The sequence below is a fragment of the Pseudomonas sp. TWP3-2 genome (assembly GCF_049897765.1).
GTDB lineage: Bacteria > Pseudomonadota > Gammaproteobacteria > Pseudomonadales > Pseudomonadaceae > Aquipseudomonas.
This window is the reverse complement of sequence record NZ_JAFCWW010000010.1, coordinates 85835-104411: the sequence shown is the minus strand read 5'-3', so window position 1 is coordinate 104411 and position 18577 is coordinate 85835. Positions and strand designations below refer to the sequence as shown.

The following is an 18577-nucleotide window of genomic DNA, read 5'->3' as shown; positions in this document are numbered from 1 at the left end:
TCAACCCAAATACACGGAGCCTTCATCCCCCACGCTTACGACAATCCCCCGCCACGCTATACCTGACGGTATTCAGCCGCCCCTTGGAATCCTCGTAAGTCATCGCCGTCGGCACCACAGCGCACGCAGCTTTCGGCCGCACAACGCTGACCACTTTCACCACATCCAGCTGCATCCCGTACTCATACTCCTTCACCTCCGGCGCCGGTTTACCCTGGCTGGCGGCGTATTGCTGCATGGCTTTGGCGTTGGCGCTGAAGGCGCGTTCAAACGTCCGGTCGCCGCCGCCCTCAGCGGACACGTTCAGCGACACTGCAACTACGCCTGCGGCGATCATCAACTTAAACACGTTCATATCCATCTCCTGCAAATCCGGCTCATAAAAAAGCCCGGCATCGATGCGCGATGACGGGCTGGTTCAGATGCGACACGCTTACAAGTCTTGAGTCTTCTCGTCCTTTTTCTCGTGGACGACGACCGGATCACGCGCCTGCTCTCGGGCGACAAACAGCTCCACCGAGCGGTCATTGGCGGTCATCATTTTCTCGAAGGTGCGGTCGCCGCCCCCTTCAGCCAAGGCCACGGAAGACATCAGCAGCGCTGCGGCAAAAGTACTGATTTGTGCGAGTTTCATGTTTGATTCCTCGTTTAAGTAACTGACGGGATCAAGGTAACAATCCGAACCTATCGTGACGGTGGCGGGGAAATTACATATCCGTTATCTCCTCATCCCGCCGATGCGCGAGTTGGTACAACGCCGGCAATATCAGCAGCGTGAGGATGGTCGAGGACAGGATTCCGCCGATCACGACCGTCGCCAACGGACGCTGCACCTCCGCACCGGTGCCGGTCGCCAGCGCCATCGGGATAAAACCCAGGGACGCCACCAGCGCGGTCATCAGCACCGGGCGCAAACGTGTCAGCGCGCCTTCGTTGATCGCGTCAGACAGCGAACGCCCCTCCTCGCGCAGATTGCGAATGAAGGCAATCATCACCAACCCGTTGAGCACCGCCACCCCGGACAGCGCGATAAACCCTACACCCGCCGAAATCGACAACGGAATATCGCGCAGCCACAGCGCCATGACGCCACCGGTCAATGCAAACGGGATTCCGGTAAACACCAGCAAGCCGTCCTTGAGGTTGTTGAACATCATGAACAGCAACCCGAACACCAGCAGCAACGCCACCGGCACCACGATTTGCAAGCGCTTGGCCGCCGACTGCAACTGCTCGAACTGCCCGCCCCAGTTGATCCAGTAACCGGCCGGGATCTGCACATCGCGCTCAATCGTGGTGCCGGCCTCGCTGACGAAAGAGCCGATGTCACGCCCGCGCACGTTGGCGCTGACGATCACCAGGCGCTTGCCGTTTTCGCGGCTGACCTGATTCGGCCCCAGCACCAGGTCGAGGCTGGCGACTTCATTCAACGCGATAAACCCGATCTGATTAGCCGCGCCATTAATAGCCGGCACTGGAATCAATAACGCCGACAGTCCGTCAATGTCCTTGCGCATCGCATCGGACAAACGCACCACCATGTCGAAGCGGCGGTCGCCTTCATACAACGTACCGGCCTGACGTCCACCGACCGCTACGGCAATCGTGTCTTGCACATCGCCAACGTTGAGCCCGTAACGCGCAGCCTTGTCGCGGTCGATGTTGATGGTCAGCACTGGCAGTCCGGTGGTCTGCTCGACCTTGACCTCAGAGGCGCCATTGACCTTTTGCATCGCCGTAGCGATCTTGGTGGCCGTGGCGTTGAGCACCGCCATGTCATCACCAAACACCTTCACCGCCACATCACTGCGCACCCCGGAGATCAGTTCGTTGAAGCGCAACTGGATTGGCTGCGACAGTTCATAGTTGCTGCCCGGCAACGTCGCCGCCGCTGCCTGCAACTCGGCCATCAGCGTCTCGCGCGACTTGTCCGGGTCCGGCCACTGATCTTTCGGCTTGAGCATCACGTAACTGTCGGAGATGTTCGGCGGCATCGGATCGGAGGCGATTTCGGCGGTGCCGGTGCGAGCGAATACGCGCTCGACTTCCGGTACTTTGTTGAGAATCACGGTTTCCAGACGCTGCTGCATGTCCACCGATTGCGTCAGGCTGGTGCCCGGCACACGCAAAGCTTGCAGGGCGAAATCGCCTTCACTGAGACTCGGCACAAACTCGCTGCCCATGCGGCTGGCCACTGCACCACTGAGCACCACCACAACCAATGCCGCAGCCACCGCAAAACGCTTGTGGCCCATGACCCAGTTCAACGCCGGAGCGTACAACTGACGCGCACCGCGCATCACCACACCCTCTTTCTCCTGGACTTTGCCGGTGACAAACAACGCAATCGCCGCCGGCACAAAGGTCACCGACAGCAGCATCGCGCCAAGCAACGCGATGACCACGGTGAAGGCCATCGGGTGAAACATTTTCCCTTCGACACCACTGAGGGCAAAGATCGGCAGGTAGACGACCATGATGATCAACTGGCCAAAAATCAGCGGCCGCCGCGCCTCTTTGGCCGCTGCAAACACTTCATGGAATCGTTCACTGCGCGTCAGCAAACGCCCGTATTTCTGTTGCGCATGAGCCAGCCTGCGCAAGGTGTTTTCGACGATCACCACCGCGCCATCGACGATGATGCCGAAGTCCAGCGCGCCGAGGCTCATCAGGTTGGCGCTGACCTTGTTGGTGAACATGCCGGTGAAGGTGAACAGCATCGACAGCGGAATCACCATCGCCGTAATCAGCGCCGCGCGGATGTTGCCGAGGAACAGGAACAGGATCGCGATCACCAGAATCGCGCCTTCGATCAGGTTCTTTTTCACCGTGGCAATGGCTTTGTCCACCAGATGCGTGCGGTCGTAAACCGGCACCGCGATCACGCCTTTGGGCAGCGAACGGTTGATCTGTTCCAGCTTGCTGGCGACGGCTTGCGAGACCGTACGGCTGTTTTCGCCGATCAACATGAACACCGTGCCGAGTACCACCTCCCGACCGTTTTCAGTGGCGGCGCCGCTGCGCAGTTCGCGGCCGATGTCGACGGTGGCGACGTTACGAATCCGGATCGGCGTGCCATCGACATTGGCCATGACGATATTGGCGATGTCCTCGGTGCTGGCAACCTGGCCCGGCGCGCGAATCAGCAACTGCTCGCCACTGCGCTCGATGTAACCGGCGCCGACGTTGGCGTTGTTGCGTTCCAGCGCCGTCACCAGATCGGTGAGGGTCAGTTTGTAAGCGGCAAGTTTCTTCGGATCGGGCGCGATCTGATATTCCTTGGCAAACCCGCCGATGGTGTTGATCTCGGCCACACCTGCGACGTTGCGCAACTGCGGCTTGATGATCCAGTCCTGAATCACCCGCAGATCGGTCGGCGTGTAAGGCGTGCCGTCATCCTTGCGCGCGCCCTCCTGCGCTTCCACGGTCCACAGGAAAATCTCGCCGAGGCCGGTGGAAATCGGCCCCATCACCGCGTCAACGCCTTCGGGCAGTTGCTCCTTGGCGGTCTGCAAACGTTCGTTGACCAACTGCCGGGCGAAGAACAGATCAGTGCCGTCCTTGAAAATCACCGTGACCTGCGACAGCCCCGAACGCGACAGCGAGCGGGTCTGTTCCAGCGCAGGCAAACCGGCCATCGCGGTTTCGATCGGAAAGGTAATGCGCTGCTCGGTTTCCAGCGGCGAGAACCCGGCGGCGCCAGTGTTGATTTGCACCTGAACGTTGGTGATATCCGGCACGGCATCGATCGGCAACTTTTGATAGCTGGCGATGCCGAGGCCGGCCATGAGCAAAACGGCGAGCAGCACGATGATGCGTTGCTCGATGGCAAACTGGATCAGGCGTTCGAACATGAGAATCTTCTCGTCGAGGGGCGGATCAATGGGAATGCTCGGCCGAAGCCTTGCCCAGTTCCGATTTGAGAACGAAGCTGCCGGCGCTGGCGATTTGCACACCGGCATCCAGCCCTTGAGTGATTTCCACCTGACCGCCCGCGCGATTGCCGAGCGTCACCACTTGCGTCTTGAAGCCGTCGGCGGTGCGCACGAACACCGTGGGTTTGTCCTCGACGGTTTGGATGGCGGCTTCGGGCACCGCGACCTTCACTTGACGGCTGTCGGTGGCGACCAGTGCGGTCACAAACAAGCCTGGACGCCAGGCGCCCTGCGGGTTGGCGAGAGTCACACGGACCGTCGCAGTGCGCGTCTGCTCGCCCAGCAGGCTGCCGACGTAAGCCACCGTGCCTTCGACTTCGGCATTGAGCTCAGCCGCGCTGATCGTCACCGGTTTGCCCACCTGGACCCGATTCAAATCCTTGGGTGAAACGCCAAACGTCACCCAAACGCGCGATAGATCGGAGAGCGTGAACGCGGCACTGGTTTCATCAACCACCTCCCCTGGCGTCAGGTGTTTTTCCACCACCACGCCGTCGAATGGCGCGCGCAGTTCATAACGATTGCCGCCATTGGCGGCCGTGCTGCCACTGAGTACGCCGTTTTTCTGCCGAGCGTTGTTCAAAGCAATTTCTGCTTCCTCCAACGCTTGGCGCGCCTGAAGGAAATCCTGTTCGGCGGAGATCTTGTCCTGCCACAAGGTTTTCTCGCGCTCATAAGTCGTGCGCGCCAGTACCAATCGACGCTGCGCGGCAGCCTGTTCGCTGCGTTGATCGGAGATCTGCTGACTGGCGATCACCGCCAGCAACTGGCCCTTTTTCACCGATTGCCCGAGATTGACCGCCACCGACTCAACCACCCCCGGCACCCGAGGCACCACGTGCGCGGTGCGATCTTCGTCAAAGCGCACTTCGGCCGGGAACGGCAACGCCAGGCTGATGTTCTGCGCCCGCGCTTGCGCCAGGCCAATACCGGCCGCCGCAATCTGCTCATCAGTCAAAGTCAGGTGGCCTTCTTCACTTTCGCCTTCGACATGCTCTGCGCTCTGCGCTGCGTGTTCGTCGGCGTGATCGGCGTGCTCCGCCGCTTCATCAGCATGCGCGTCGTTGGAGGAATGCGCTGAATCGCCCATCCACGTCGAGCCAATGCCAATCCCCAGCGCCAAAGTCGCCACAGCGACCACTATCAGTTTTTTGTCCATGCAAACTCCTCTGCGTCAGGCCAGCGCGCAGTGCTTTGAAAGTGAGATTCAGGGGCTGACGCCGAACGCGCCGAGGTCACCGAAGATGCGTTCGATGCGCACGCGGGCGTCGGTCGCTTCGGCGACGGCCTGGATGTATTGGGCGCGCGCGCTGATCAAGGTGCGTTGGGCGTCGAGCACATCGAGAAAGCCGAACTTGCCCATTTCGAAACCGCGCGTTGCACTGTCGACGGCACTCTGCGCGGCCGGCAACACGGTCTGGTTGAATGCACTGGCCTCGCCATTGGCGGTCTGCCACTGCGCCAGCGCGGTCTGGATTTCAGTGCGCAGGCGCAGCTCGGTGGCGTTGCGCAGATCGCGCGCCTGATCGCTGCGTCGGGCGGCGGCCAGAACGTTGCCCTGATTGCGGTTGAACAACGGAATCGGCATCGACAAGCCGACCACGTTGACTCGCTCGCGCTCAAGTTCGCTGTACTGACTGCCGACGCTCACCGTCAGATCAGGAATCCGCTGGGCTTTTTCCAGTCCCAACGAAGCCTCACGCTGATCAATCTGCAACGCCGCCAGACGCAGGTCGGCGGTTTGGTTCAGACGTTCCAGCAAGGTGGTCGAGGACGGTGCAGCCGGAAGGCTTTGCGTGGCGCTCGGCACAACGGTCGAAACCGCTAATGGCGCGCCCATGACCTGCGCCAATTGCTGATAGGCGTTGGCCTGATCGCGCTCGGCCCGGCTCAACTCCAGACGCACCTCGGACAGTTGCACCTGCGCCCGCGTGCCTTCGACCGGCGAGGATTTTCCTGCCGTGATTCGTCCTTGGGCCACGCGCAAACTGTGCTCGGTCAATGCCAAAGACTGACGCGACAATTGCAGGCGCTGCTCAGCGGTTTGCACGCTGGAAAACGCTTGAATCACATCCGCGCGCAAGCCATTGCGCTTGCGCTCCAGTTCAATCCCGGCGGCATCCTGCGCACGGCTGGCGACATCGATGCGCGCACCGCGCTTTCCGCCCAGTTCAAGCGGCTGGCTGAGCATTACCGTGGTGGTGCGCGATTCGCGGCGAGTGTCCTCGGCTTCCCAGGACACCTCGGGATTGGGGATCAAACCGGCCTGACGCCGATCACCCTCAGCGATGCCGATCTCCCACTGCGCCGCCGCCAGATCCGGGTTGCCGGCGAAGGCCGTTTGCAACGCCTGATCAAGGGTCAATGTGGCGCCTGACGCAGCGGTCGGGCCGGTCAGCATTAACAGGCAGGCGACAGTTATCACCTGCCGCGTTTTTTTCAGGCGTGAGCGCGCCGTCAGTTCTATTAAACCGGGCAATGGCGTATTTCCTTTAAATCAGGATTCGATTGCCGCCACGGTAGAGTTTTGAACTTATCGACAAGGTGACTGCAACATTACAAATCCGTTATCCAGAGTTGCAGCGAACTGTTTTGCACTAGCATGCGCAGAGTTTGTCGAGCATTTGGCAATACAAAGAAACAAATGGATTGTCGCAGAGCGCTGATTTAACGGCAGTTCTGTTGACTCTGTAGCCACTACAGCCTTTACCTTGCGCGCCTGCAAACCGAAGAAACAGCTGTAGGACAACAGAACTAAACCGTTCGGAAGCCCATACAAAAACAATAACTTTCCCGACCACCTTAATTACGGATCCATTAAATAAAAGTGGTGATTGATCATGCGAATCCTTGTCGTCGAGGACGAGCTTAAAACTGCCGAGTATTTGCATCAGGGTCTGACCGAAAGTGGTTATATCGTCGACCGTGCAGCCACCGGCGCCGATGGACTGCATCTGGCGCAACAGCAGGTTTATGACCTGGTGATCCTTGATGTGAATTTGCCAGAGCTGGACGGTTGGGGCGTGCTCGAACAACTACGGCGCACGCGCTCCACGCGGGTGATGATGCTCACCGCGCGCGGGCGTCTGGCCGACAAGATTCGTGGACTGGATCTGGGCGCCGACGACTATCTGGTCAAACCCTTCGAGTTTCCCGAATTGCTCGCGCGGGTGCGCAGCCTGATGCGTCGCAGCGAAAACATTCCGCAGCCGCAAGTCTTGAAAGTCGCCGATCTGGAACTCGATCCTGGACGCCACCGCGCCTTTCGCGGCGAGCAGCGCATCGACCTGACCACCAAGGAATTCGCCCTGCTGCATCTATTGATGCGCCAATCCGGGGAAGTGTTGACGCGCACTCAGATCATTTCGCTGGTGTGGGACATGAACTTCGACTGCGACACCAACGTGGTCGAAGTGTCGATCCGCCGTTTGCGAGCGAAGATCGATGACCCGTTCGACAGCAAATTGATCCACACCCTGCGCGGCGTCGGTTATGTGCTGGAGGCGCGAGAATGAAGCCGGCCAGTCTGTCGCTGCGCCTGGGTTTGACGGTGAGTATTCTTGGGGCGCTGCTGGTGGTGTTCCTGGCGATCCTGGCGTATTTCGCCCTGACCCATGAATTGAATGCGCTCTCCAGAGACAGCCTGCAAAAGAAGATGGAGCAGGTCGAACACAGCCTGTCGCTGTACGCCGACGTCGGCGAAATCAGTGCGAAACCGCATATTCTGCTCGATCAGGTAATGGGCCACGACAACCTGACACTGACCATTTATGACCAGCACAAATTGCGCACGCCGCTGCTCAAATCCGGCTCCGGCATGGCCGATCCGCGCCTGGAACTGAAAGCGGTGCGCGCCTCCTCCGAGCAACTGCTTTACACCAGCAGCACCGATGCCGAGGGCGCAAAATTCCTCACTGCCTCAAGGCTGATCGCCATCAAGAACGGCAACCGCGTCGCGGTGCTGTTATCCACCGACAACGCTCATGATCAGGCACTGCTCAGTGCCTATCTGCGCTCGACGCTGATTGCCTTGCCGTTGCTGCTGATCTTCATCGGCCTGAGCGCGTGGGGCGCGGTGCAGCGCGGGCTGGCGCCGTTGCGCGAATTTCGCAAAGTGGCGGCGCGGGTGACCACGCAGGATCTGGATCATCGGCTATCGATGGTGAACATGCCGCAAGAGTTGAGCGAGCTGGCACGCGGTATCAACTTTATGCTCGATCGCCTCGACAGCGGCGTGCAGCAGTTGTCGCAGTTCTCCGACGACCTCGCCCACGAACTGCGCTCGCCGATCAACAACCTGATGGGCAAGGCGCAGGTGACGCTGTCGCGCGAGCGCACACCGGATGAGTACAAAGACGTGCTGGTGTCGTGCATCGAGGAGTTGGAGCGCGTCGCGCGGATCGTTTCCGACATGCTGTTTCTGGCGCAGGTCAGTCAGCCGATGGCGCTCGCAAGCTTTGAACCGGTCGCACTGGAAGTGGAAGCATTGAAGGTCGCAGAACTGTTTTCGCTGTCGGCACAAGACAAGCACATCAGCCTGAATGTGCAGGGCAGCGCATCAGTACGGGGGGATCGGTTGATGATCCAGCGGGCGATTTCCAATCTGCTGTCCAACGCCTTGCGCCATTGCCCGGCCGGACATGCTGTCTCATTGGTGATTGAACGCAGCGCTACGCAGATTTCACTGAGGGTGAGCAATCCCGGCCCAGGCATTGAAGCCGAACATCTGCCGCATCTGTTCGACCGTTTTTATCGGGTCGACAGCAGTCGCTCGCGCACTCAAGGCAGTACTGGCCTCGGTTTGGCCATCGTACGCTCGATCATGAGCCTGCATCAGGGAGAAGCACAGGTTGCAAGCGTGCCGGGCGGGATCACGGCGTTCACGCTGGTGTTTCCTGGCTACGAACAAGCCGATTTTTGTGCGCAGAACTCTCGCTCCCTATAGGAAAAATCATCGCGTACGCCGTCCAGATTCAGGTGCAAATGACTTCGCGCGATTCTGCTGCCCCCCTCAGCTGAAATGTCTTACGCACTTCGGAACCAAAACCGCGCCGGCAGTTAATCCTTGCGATGCAGCGGGGGCTTATTTGTCGCTCAACCGGATTCGCTGTTTACTCGCGGCAGCGTGCGCCAGAGAGGCTTCGAGCCACCCGAACCGGGCACCTGGCAAGCGTCAATTCACGGATTATCAGTACATATTTCGACATGCTGAAAATCCCGAAACTGAAACGTCTGGACATTTTTGACCGTTGCTCCGCTGCGCCTTTAGATTTGGCTCGTGCTTGAAACAGCACATCCAACCAACCGAAAAGGAGCAACACACATGGGCTACATGGGAAGCGCCAACGCCAATCCGATCGTTGAACTCGACGAGGAACAAACCCCGACACCGGAGCAGATCGAAGCGCTGCAACTGACTGAAGAAGAGCGCACCGAACTGGACGCCGAGTAACAAAAAAACGGGGGCTTCACGCCCCCGTTTTCTTTTACAGGAAGGGAATCATGGACAACACAAGGATTGCCGAGCGCGAGCTGACGGCGGATCAGGCACAACAGCGTATCGATGCCGAGCTGTTCCGGCTGGGCATTGCTTCGACCACCCGGACACTCGGCCGCAACGTCGTCTGCGTACAGGCGATCTTGCGCGACAGCCATGGTCGCCAGGCCCGCGGAGCAGGCAAAGGCTATGCCGAACACGCGCGCCTCGGCGCACTCTACGAAACCCTCGAACATTATTGGAGCGACGACCTGCGCCCTGCCGATGCGCACTATCAAACAGGCCGCTATTTTTCCGACACCTCGCTGTTTGCCGATGACTCGGTACTGCGTCTGGTTGCCGGGCAGCAAAACCGTGGGATTGCTTGTCGCACCTACACCTGTCCAGCACAAACAGTCGAGTTTTCCTATCCGCTGGCCCTTACCTCGCCTGCGTATATCCAGCAGCGCTTTACCCGAGACACCACCAACTACCGTGCTCTGCAACGCTACGCCAGCAACAGCGGCACCGCGATCGGCGCGAGCTATTACGAAGCGGTACTGCACGCTGCCAATGAATGCATCGAACGCGATGCGCTCTCGCTGTTCCTGCTGAATCACTTTTACTACCAGAACCATTTGCCGCTACGCCGGGTGGCACGCCTCGATCAGAGCGACAGCCTCGGCCGTTCATGGGCGGATGCCGAGCAAGAGATCGGCGGCTCTATCGTATTGCTGGATATCAGTAACGAATTCAAGGCGCGAACCTTTTTGGCCTTCTCCAGCGCACCCGGCGCGCTGCCACGTGTGTTTGGTACCGGTTGCTCACTCGATGCCCGCCACGCGGCATGGCGGGCGCTGAGCGAACTGGTGCAACTGCATCTCGCTGCGACGCAAACCGAATACCGAAAAGCTTTGGGCAATGCACAGCGGCATCTGGTGCCTTTCCCGCGACTGCTGCGCTGCGTACGGTTCGATCCGCATGCATTACTGCATGTGTGCCCACATCGCGAGGTGACACTGCGCGATCCCGTTGAACAAGCGTCCCTGGCCGAGCAGGTTGACTACTTGTTGCGCGATCTGCACAACCACGGACGCACGCCAGGCGTCTGCATTCTCAAGCAGACCGAACTGGGCACCACGCTGGCCAACGTGGTCATTCCGGGCCTTGAGCGCTTCTTTGTGGTGTCCAGCGGCAACGTTGTCATCCCGCAAGTCCGCGGTCGCCGTCTAGAGGCACACCGCCGATGAACGTGGAAATCGATCACGCTCGAGAGCGTGCGCTGGGGCTGTCCATGGCAAGCCACATCAAAAAGTCCGCTGCGTTGAGTTGCTATATCGAGCCTGTGGCCAACGGGCTACACCAGGTGTTTTTCCTGCGCGTGGCGGGTCGCGACTGGGTTGGCCGCAAAGTTCTTCAACGCGCGGACAACGGTCGTTGGCATTCGAGCAGTGCGCTGAAACCCTCGATGTTGCTGGGGCCGCATGTCGAGTCGCAGTGGGGAAATGAAGGTCTGGCGATGTACTTTCAAACGGTCTCGCCATCGGAAAAAATCGCGGCGCTGGATGCCGCACGCGGCACGCCTGGCAGTGAGATTCAGTTTCCCTTTGCATTGATTGACCGTGTTGACCAAGAGGCCGTTTGCCCGCCCGGGTTCTGGCAATGCAGCGAGGCGCTGGCCACAGGACTGAACGCTGACGAAGCCCATTTGCGCGAGTATTGCGCTGCGTTGCTGCGGACACTGGTGACGCCAGGTAGATTGATTTATGACCCGGCCTGCTCGACTGGCGAATTCATTGCGCATCTGGCAAGTTCGCTGCCCGCCTGCCGCTTCCTCGCCTCTGACCGTTCAGCTTCGATGATCGAACATGCGCGACAGCAGCACGCGGCATTGCCGATCGACTTTCGCTGCCTGGATGCCGGTGATGCCGTCGATGCCGGCATCCATTGCGACGTATTGATCCTGCGTTTCCTGAACGCCGAAGTCTTGACTCGCCGGCAAGCCCAGTGCGTATTCGAGTCGCTGGTCCACTGCGTGCGGCCTGGCGGCACGATCCTGATCTTCGGCCATACGCCGGTATTGATTGCCGTGTCCTGGCTGGCCGCGACACTCAATCTGCACTTGCAGTCGTGCGTCGCGGGGCGCTCTGGCCAGGCCGAACTGTTCCAGTTCTATCGCCTGACGGTGCCAACAACATGACCTGCTCAACGCACAGTCGAGGCTGCTACATGACCAGTGACCGCCATCAACTCTACTGGGAACGCCATGGAACACCTGGCGCCGAACCGGTGTTTTTCCTGCATGGCGGGCCCGGCGGTCGCTGCAGCCTGCATCATCTGCAATTCTTCGATTTGCGCTGCTTCGACATCGTCCTGAGCGACCAGCGCGGCTGCGGTCGATCAATGCCTTCCGGCGAACTACGCGATAACAACACCGGCCTCTGCGTCGAGGACATCGACGCCTTACGCGAGCATTTCGGCTTCGAAAAAATCAGCGTGCTGGGTGTCTCATGGGGCAGTTGGCTGGCGATTCAGTACCAACAGCGCTACCCGCACGCGGTGCTGAAAACCACGCTGGTGTCGCTGTTTGTACCGTTTCCGGCCAACGTCCGCGCATACGATCAAGCGCTTGATGCGGGGTTATCGGAAGTCACTCCGGGCTCCGCGCACCATCGTGCCAAAGACCTCTATCGGATACTCACCGACGGCTGCCCGACACAACAACATCACGCCGCCATCGAATGGTTGAAGGCGATCATGCGCCGCTCCGGGCAAACCATCCAGGACAGCACCATCGAGGACTTTGCCGACGAACATGCCGTTCGCGCGATCCGTCTCGAATTGCACTATCACTTGAACGGTTACTTCTTCACCGCGAAGGACGAAGACCTGAGCCTCAACGAAAACACCCTGATCATTCAAGGCATCCGCGACGTCCACGGCATGGCCAGCGTGCGCTGGTTGCGCCAGCGCATGAACATCCATTGCCGGTTGCTGCACGCAGGGCACAACGCCTTCGAGAACGCCATCCTGAAAACCGTGCGGCGAGCGTTGAAGCGTGAAATCGAGCGCTAAAAAAACGGCACCTCTCGGTGCCGTTCAGTCCCACAAAAAACGCTTACTTGCGCGCCGCCTCCCACGATTTCAGGAGTTCGTTGTAGCTCACGGTTTCGCCTTTCGGCTTCTCGTTGGCCAGTTTCGGTTTTGGTGCGCCCGGTTGATCGAACCAGTATTGCGCGTCGCGCTCGGGGTTCATTTTCGGACCGCAGGTCGGTTGCACTTTAGAGCGTTCCAGACGGGCCATGATCGCGTCCTGATCCTTGGCCAGGCCGTCGAGCGCCTGTTGCGGGGTCTTGTCGCCGCTGGCGGCTTCCGCGATGTGGCTCCACCACAATTGCGCCAGACGTGGGTAGTCCGGCACGTTGGTGCCGGTCGGCGACCACTGCACACGCGCGGGGCTGCGGTAGAACTCGACCAGACCACCGAGTTTCGGCGCGAGGTCGGTCATGGCTTGCGAGTTGATATCCGACTCGCGAATCGGCGTCAGGCCGACGATGGTTTTCTTCAGCGATACGGTTTTCGAGGTCACGAACTGCGCGTACAGCCAGGCCGCAAGTTTCTGTTTTTCAGGCGTCGATTTGAGGAACGTCCACGAACCCACGTCCTGATAACCGAGCTTCATCCCCTCTTCCCAGTACGGGCCTTTCGGCGACGGCGCCATACGCCATTTCGGCGTGCCGTCGGCGTTGACCACTGGCAAGCCCGGTTTGGTCATGTCGGCGGTGAACGCGGTGTACCAGAAGATTTGCTGAGCGATGTTGCCCTGAGACGGCACCGGGCCGGACTCGGAGAAGGTCATGCCCGCCGCTTCCGGTGGCGCGTATTTTTTCATCCAGTCGACGTACTTGGTGGTCGCGAACACCGCCGCCGGGCCATTGGTATCGCCGCCACGGGTCACGCTGGAACCCACCGGATGGCAGTCCTCGACGCGAATACCCCACTCGTCCACCGGCAAGCCGTTGGGCAAGCCTTTGTCGCCGCCGCCAGCCATGGAGAACCAGGCATCGGTGAAGCGCCAGCCCAGCGACGGATCTTTCTTGCCGTAGTCCATGTGCCCATAGATGCGCTTGCCGTCGATTTCCTTGACGTCTTCGCTGAAGAATTTGGCGATGTCTTCATAGGCCGACCAGTTCACCGGTACGCCCAATTCGTAGCCGTACTTTTCCTTGAACTTGGCTTTCAGATCGGCGCGTTCGAACCAGTCGGCGCGGAACCAGTACAGGTTGGCGAACTGCTGGTCGGGCAATTGGTAGATCTTGCCGTCCGGCGCGGTGGTGAACGAGAGGCCGATGAAGTCTTTGAGATCAAGGGTCGGAGAAGTGAAGTTCTTGCCTTCGTTGGCCATCAGGTCGGTAATCGATTCGGTCTTGCCGTAGCGAAAGTGCGTGCCGATCAGATCCGAATCGTTGACCCAGCCATCATAAATCGTCTTGTCCGACTGCATCGCTGTCTGCAGTTTTTCCACCACATCGCCTTCTTGCACCAGGTCGTGAGTCAGCTTGATCCCGGTGATTTCAGTGAAGGCCTTGGCCAGTACCTTGGACTCATATTCGTGGGTGGTCAGGGTTTCCGAAACCACCTTGATTTCCATCCCGCGAAACGGCTCGGCGGCCTTGATGAACCACTTCAATTCCTCAAGCTGTTGCTCGGCCGTCAGGGTCGAGGGTTTGAATTCACTGCCGACCCATTTTTTCGCCGCATCTTCGTAGGCATCGGCCCACGCGGATGCGCTCAAACCGCTGAGTGCCAGCATGGCTGCCAATGAAATGCTATGTCGCAGCTTATTGTTTTTGTCGAACATAGAGACCTCCTGTTTAAGTTGTGGAGCACAGTTGCCGAGCGATTCGACTAGCCCCAACGCATCACAGCCAACAGCCACACCAGGGACAACGCGGACGCTACCCAGATGCTCCAGTCGGTGACGCCGATTACCAGCAAATGCAGGTAGGCGCTGCCGAGAAGACCGATAAACAAGCGATCGCCACGGGTAGTGGCAATCGGCAAAAATCCGCGCCGCAGAATGCTCGGCGAGCGCAGTTCCCAAGTGGTCATGCCCACCAGGATCAAACCAATCACAATGAAAAATATGGCCGTGGGGACGGTCCAGCTCATCCATTCCATCATCAGATCCTCAGACCCGGCCCAGGGCAAAGCCCTTGGCCACGTGGTTGCGAACAAACCAGATCACCAGCATGCCGGGGAGAATAGTCAACACTCCCGCCGCCGCCAGTACACCCCAGTCGATACCCGACGCCGAGACCGTGCGCGTCATTACCGCCGCGATCGGCTTGGCATTCACCGAAGTCAGGGTGCGCGCCAGCAACAGTTCGACCCAGGAAAACATGAAGCAGAAAAACGCCGTCACCCCGATGCCGGAGCCGATCAGCGGGATGAAAATCTTCACGAAAAACTTGGGAAAACTGTAGCCGTCGATATAGGCGGTTTCGTCGATTTCCTTGGGTACGCCGGACATGAAGCCTTCAAGAATCCATACCGCCAGCGGCACGTTGAACAAGCAGTGCGCAAGTGCCACGGCGATGTGCGTGTCGAACAAGCCAATCGACGAATACAGCTGAAAGAACGGCAGCAGAAACACTGCCGGCGGCGCCATGCGGTTGGTCAGCAGCCAGAAGAACAGGTGCTTGTCGCCGAGAAAGCGATAACGCGAGAACGCATACGCCGCCGGCAACGCCACACTCAGGGAAATCACGGTGTTGAGACTGACGTAGTACAGCGAGTTGAGATAACCGGTGTACCAGCTCGGGTCAGTGAAGATCACCTTGTAGTTCGCCAGCGTGAAATCCTGTGGGAAAAGTGTCAGACCGCTGAGAATTTCGGTGTTGCTCTTGAACGACATGTTCAGCAGCCAGTAGATCGGCACCAGCAGGAACAGGATGTAGATCAGCAACGGAATCAGCTTTCTTTTGCTCATGGCCGGGCCTCAGCGGTTGGCATCGTTGTGGGTCATGGCGGTGTAGAACAGCCACGAAACCAGCAGGATGATCAGGAAGTACACCAGCGAGAATGCAGCCGCCGGCCCCAGGTCGAATTGCCCTATAGCCATCTGGGTCAGGGTCTGACTCAAGAAGGTCGTGGCATTACCCGGCCCGCCGCCGGTGAGCACGAATGGCTCGGTGTAAATCATGAAACTGTCCATGAAGCGCAGCATCACCGCGATCAGCAGCACGCTTTTCAGCTTGGGCAACTGAATGTGGCGGAACACCGCCCAGGCCGAGGCCCGATCAATCCGCGCGGCCTGGTAATACACGTCGGGAATTGCGCGCAGTCCGGAGAAACACAGTAGCGCCACCAATGAAGTCCAGTGCCAGACGTCCATCACCAGCACCGTCACCCAGGCGTCCATGGTGTTGGCCGCGTAGTTGTAACTGATGCCCATCGCGTTAAGGCTCGACCCGAGCAAACCGATATCGGCGCGGCCGAAGATCTGCCAGATCGTGCCGACCACGTTCCACGGAATCAGCAGCGGAATCGCCAGCACGATCAACACCACCGACGACCAGCGGCCCTTGGTCGGCATGGTCAAAGCGATGCCGATGCCCAGCGGAATTTCGATCAGCAGCACGCACGCCGAATAGATGAACTGGCGCAGCAGCGAATCATGCAGGCGTGGGTCGAGCAGCACCTGCTTGTACCAATCGGCGCCGACAAAGTAGCGGCTCGACTGATCAAAGATGTCCTGCACCGAATAGTTGACCACGGTCATCATCGGGATCACCGCGCTGAACGCCACCAGCAGGAACACCGGCAACACCAGCCACCAGGCCTTGTTGTTCTGCACTTTGTTCATGACAGCACCTCGTTGTCGCCGGCGGTATCGAGCAGGACTTCATCGGCATACACCATCAGCCACTGCGCCGGAAAACTGATGTACGCCGTGCCCTGCGGCACCGGTTTGTCTTCAGCAAGACGCACCTTCAACGGTGCGCCGTCGAGGTCGAGGGTCATGATCTTGTAGGTGCCGAGGTCTTCGACGTGTACGACCCGTGCTCGCATCGCGTCATCAAACGGCTCGTCCCATACATGAATGAACTCGGGACGGATGCCGACCTTGAGGTTTTTCCAGTGGCCGTGCTCGATATGCCTTTGCAAGCCGTCGGACAGTGGTAGATGCGTGGAGTTGAAACCAACGCCGCCGGGTTGAGGCTGCACCTCAATCAGGTTCATCCCCGGACTGCCTATGAAATAGCCGACAAAGGTGTGGCTCGGGCGCTCGAACAATTCCCGGGGCGTACCGAACTGCACGATCTGGCCGCCGTACATCACCGCGATCTTGTCAGCGAAGGTCGAGGCCTCCAGTTGATCGTGGGTGACGTAGACCATGGTGATGTTGAACTGCTCGTGGATCTGCTTGAGCTTGCGCCGCAGTTTCCACTTCAGGTGCGGGTCGATCACCGTCAGCGGCTCATCGAACAGGATCGCCGATACGTCGTCGCGCACCAGTCCACGGCCCATGGAAACTTTCTGCTTTTCGTCGGCGGTGAGGTTGCTCGCCTTCTTGCTCAGCAGGTTTTGCAAGTCGAGGACTTCGGCAATTTCCTGCACCTTGCTGTGCACTTTTGCCTCGGCCATGCCCTGATTGCGCAGAGGGAATGCGAGGTTATCGAACACGGTCATGGTGTCGTAGACCACCGGAAACTGGAAAACCTGCGCGATGTTGCGCTTCTCCGGCGTAAGGTCGTTGACCTCTTTGCCATCGAACAAAACTTTGCCTTGGGACGGACTTAGCAGGCCGGAAATGATGTTGAGCAAGGTCGATTTGCCGCAACCGGAAGGACCGAGCAAGGAATAGGCGCCGCCCTGCTGCCAGATGTGATCCATCTCGCGGATTGCGTAATCCTCAGGTCCCGCCGGGGTTTTGCTGTAGCTGTGGGCGAGGTGGTGCAAACGGATCTCGGCCATCAGGCAACCCTCGCGATACGCCGGCCCGGTGCCTGAACCAGTCGGCCCTGCGCATCGAACACAAACAGTTTATGGGTGGGAATGTAGATGCGAATCGGCGCGTCGACGTCGTATTCGTGGACGCCGGGCAGGTGCAACACCAGCAGGAAATGCTCGTTACGCACATGCAGGAAGGTTTCCGATCCGCTGATCTCGGCCACTTCGACAGTTACGGCCAGTTCCAGATCGTCGTCGTTGCTTGGTACCAGCGAGATATGGCTTGGGCGCACGCCAAAACGGAACTCGCCCTCGCCCACCGGACGCAGATCGACGTTCAACGGGAAGTGCACGAAATTGGCAAAACTCACTTCGTTACCGGCAATCCGCCCCGGCATCAGGTTGATCGGCGGCTCGGAGAACAACTCAGCCGCCAGCACCGTTTGCGGCTGGTGATAGACCTCGGTCGACACACCGCTCTGGATCACCCGGCCTTCGTGAAGAATGGTCGTGGTGCCGCCCAATGCCAGTGCTTCGTTGGGCTCGGTGGTGGCGTAGATGGCGATGGTGTGGCGCAGCTTGAACAGCTCGCGCATTTCCTGACGCAGCTCTTCGCGCAGCTTGTAGTCAAGGTTGACCAGCGGCTCGTCGAAGAGAATGAGCTCGGCATCCTTGACCAGCGCCCGCGCCATGGCCGTGCGCTGTTGCTGACCGCCGGAGAGTTCCAGCGGGTAGCGCTGGAGAAACTTGTCGATGCGCAGCATCTTCGCGGTTTCCAGCACTTTGCTATGGATCTGTTCGTTGGAAATCCCGGCCTGACGCAACGGCGAGGCGATGTTCTCGAACACGGTCATGGTCGGGTAATTGATGAACTGCTGATACACCATCGACACGTTGCGCAAACGCACCGGACGTTGGGTGACGTCGACGCCGTTCATCAGGACGCGGCCGCTGTCGGGCTTGTCCAGCCCGGCCATCAGGCGCATCAGACTGGTCTTGCCGGACAGCGTGCGCCCGAGCAAAACGTTGAACGAACCGGGTTCGAATTTCAGGCAGGCATCGTCGATCCAGATCTGGCCTTCGACGGTGCGGCTGACGTGCTCCAGGGTGAGTGACATGGCTCGGCCTTTTTATTATTGGAGTCAAGCGACCTGTGCACTAGAGCGACATTCGTGCCAGAAAAGGCAAGCTGTTGATTTGTCGTGAAAAT

At 59.3% G+C, this 18577-nt stretch carries 17 protein-coding genes; 6 read left to right on the top strand and 11 right to left on the bottom strand.

Going from position 1 to position 18577, the window contains the following annotated elements:
- Window positions 1-22: 22 nt before the first annotated feature.
- The 5 genes from ACP7EE_RS16740 to ACP7EE_RS16720 form a co-directional block, all read right to left on the bottom strand.
- Window positions 23-355: a DUF2790 domain-containing protein gene (locus tag ACP7EE_RS16740; RefSeq protein ID WP_426235365.1), complete on the bottom strand. Its 333-nt coding sequence runs from the start codon at window positions 353-355 to the stop codon at window positions 23-25.
- 78 nt (window positions 356-433) lie between these two features.
- Window positions 434-634 carry a co-regulatory protein PtrA N-terminal domain-containing protein gene (locus tag ACP7EE_RS16735; RefSeq protein ID WP_426205407.1) on the bottom strand — a complete coding sequence of 67 codons (201 nt, stop codon included), beginning with the start codon at window positions 632-634 and terminating at the stop codon, window positions 434-436.
- Between the two features lie 73 nt (window positions 635-707).
- Window positions 708-3854, bottom strand: a complete 3147-nt coding sequence (locus ACP7EE_RS16730) for a CusA/CzcA family heavy metal efflux RND transporter (RefSeq protein WP_426235363.1) — start codon at window positions 3852-3854, stop codon at window positions 708-710.
- Between the two features lie 25 nt (window positions 3855-3879).
- Entirely contained in the window at window positions 3880-5094 is a 1215-nt protein-coding gene (locus ACP7EE_RS16725; protein ID WP_426235361.1) for an efflux RND transporter periplasmic adaptor subunit, read from the bottom strand.
- Between the two features lie 48 nt (window positions 5095-5142).
- The gene (locus ACP7EE_RS16720) at window positions 5143-6414 is read right to left on the bottom strand and encodes a TolC family protein (protein ID WP_426235359.1); all 1272 of its coding nucleotides are present in this window, start codon (window positions 6412-6414) and stop codon (window positions 5143-5145) included.
- Between the two features lie 361 nt (window positions 6415-6775).
- Between ACP7EE_RS16720 and ACP7EE_RS16715 the strand changes: the two genes are divergently transcribed.
- The 6 genes from ACP7EE_RS16715 to ACP7EE_RS16690 all read left to right on the top strand — a co-directional run bounded on the left by ACP7EE_RS16715 (window position 6776) and on the right by ACP7EE_RS16690 (window position 12486).
- Window positions 6776-7450, top strand: coding sequence for a heavy metal response regulator transcription factor (locus ACP7EE_RS16715; RefSeq protein WP_420648988.1), 675 nt, complete (start codon window positions 6776-6778; stop codon window positions 7448-7450).
- Window positions 7447-8880: a heavy metal sensor histidine kinase gene (locus tag ACP7EE_RS16710; protein ID WP_426235356.1), complete on the top strand. Its 1434-nt coding sequence runs from the start codon at window positions 7447-7449 to the stop codon at window positions 8878-8880. Before ACP7EE_RS16715 ends, ACP7EE_RS16710 begins: the two co-directional genes overlap by 4 nt.
- Window positions 8881-9258: 378 nt before the next feature.
- Window positions 9259-9387, top strand: a complete 129-nt coding sequence (locus ACP7EE_RS16705; protein WP_420648990.1) for a hypothetical protein — start codon at window positions 9259-9261, stop codon at window positions 9385-9387.
- A gap of 50 nt (window positions 9388-9437) precedes the next feature.
- A complete protein-coding gene (locus tag ACP7EE_RS16700; RefSeq protein ID WP_426235354.1) occupies window positions 9438-10661 on the top strand; it encodes a YcaO-like family protein in 1224 nt (407 codons plus the stop codon).
- A 44-nt stretch (window positions 10662-10705) separates the two neighbouring features.
- The gene (locus ACP7EE_RS16695; RefSeq protein ID WP_426235352.1) at window positions 10706-11611 is read left to right on the top strand and encodes a class I SAM-dependent methyltransferase; all 906 of its coding nucleotides are present in this window, start codon (window positions 10706-10708) and stop codon (window positions 11609-11611) included.
- A 29-nt stretch (window positions 11612-11640) separates the two neighbouring features.
- Entirely contained in the window at window positions 11641-12486 is an 846-nt protein-coding gene (locus ACP7EE_RS16690) for an alpha/beta fold hydrolase (RefSeq protein WP_426235350.1), read from the top strand.
- A gap of 43 nt (window positions 12487-12529) precedes the next feature.
- On the opposite strand, the gene ACP7EE_RS16685 is transcribed toward ACP7EE_RS16690, so the two are convergent.
- From ACP7EE_RS16685 to ACP7EE_RS16660, 6 genes are read right to left on the bottom strand one after another with little or no spacing between them, the layout of a single operon-like run.
- Window positions 12530-14272 (bottom strand): extracellular solute-binding protein, encoded by a 1743-nt coding sequence (locus ACP7EE_RS16685; protein WP_426235348.1) that lies wholly within the window; start codon window positions 14270-14272, stop codon window positions 12530-12532.
- A 47-nt stretch (window positions 14273-14319) separates the two neighbouring features.
- A complete protein-coding gene (locus tag ACP7EE_RS16680; protein ID WP_426205416.1) occupies window positions 14320-14592 on the bottom strand; it encodes a DUF2160 domain-containing protein in 273 nt (90 codons plus the stop codon).
- A gap of 10 nt (window positions 14593-14602) precedes the next feature.
- The gene (locus ACP7EE_RS16675) at window positions 14603-15403 is read right to left on the bottom strand and encodes a carbohydrate ABC transporter permease (RefSeq protein ID WP_426235346.1); all 801 of its coding nucleotides are present in this window, start codon (window positions 15401-15403) and stop codon (window positions 14603-14605) included.
- A 9-nt stretch (window positions 15404-15412) separates the two neighbouring features.
- Window positions 15413-16279, bottom strand: a complete 867-nt coding sequence (locus tag ACP7EE_RS16670; protein WP_426235344.1) for a carbohydrate ABC transporter permease — start codon at window positions 16277-16279, stop codon at window positions 15413-15415.
- Window positions 16276-17391: an ABC transporter ATP-binding protein gene (locus ACP7EE_RS16665; RefSeq protein WP_426235342.1), complete on the bottom strand. Its 1116-nt coding sequence runs from the start codon at window positions 17389-17391 to the stop codon at window positions 16276-16278. Before ACP7EE_RS16665 ends, ACP7EE_RS16670 begins: the two co-directional genes overlap by 4 nt.
- Complete coding sequence (locus ACP7EE_RS16660) at window positions 17391-18485, bottom strand: ABC transporter ATP-binding protein (protein ID WP_426235340.1); 1095 nt, start codon at window positions 18483-18485, stop codon at window positions 17391-17393. Before ACP7EE_RS16660 ends, ACP7EE_RS16665 begins: the two co-directional genes overlap by 1 nt.
- Window positions 18486-18577: the final 92 nt, after the last annotated feature.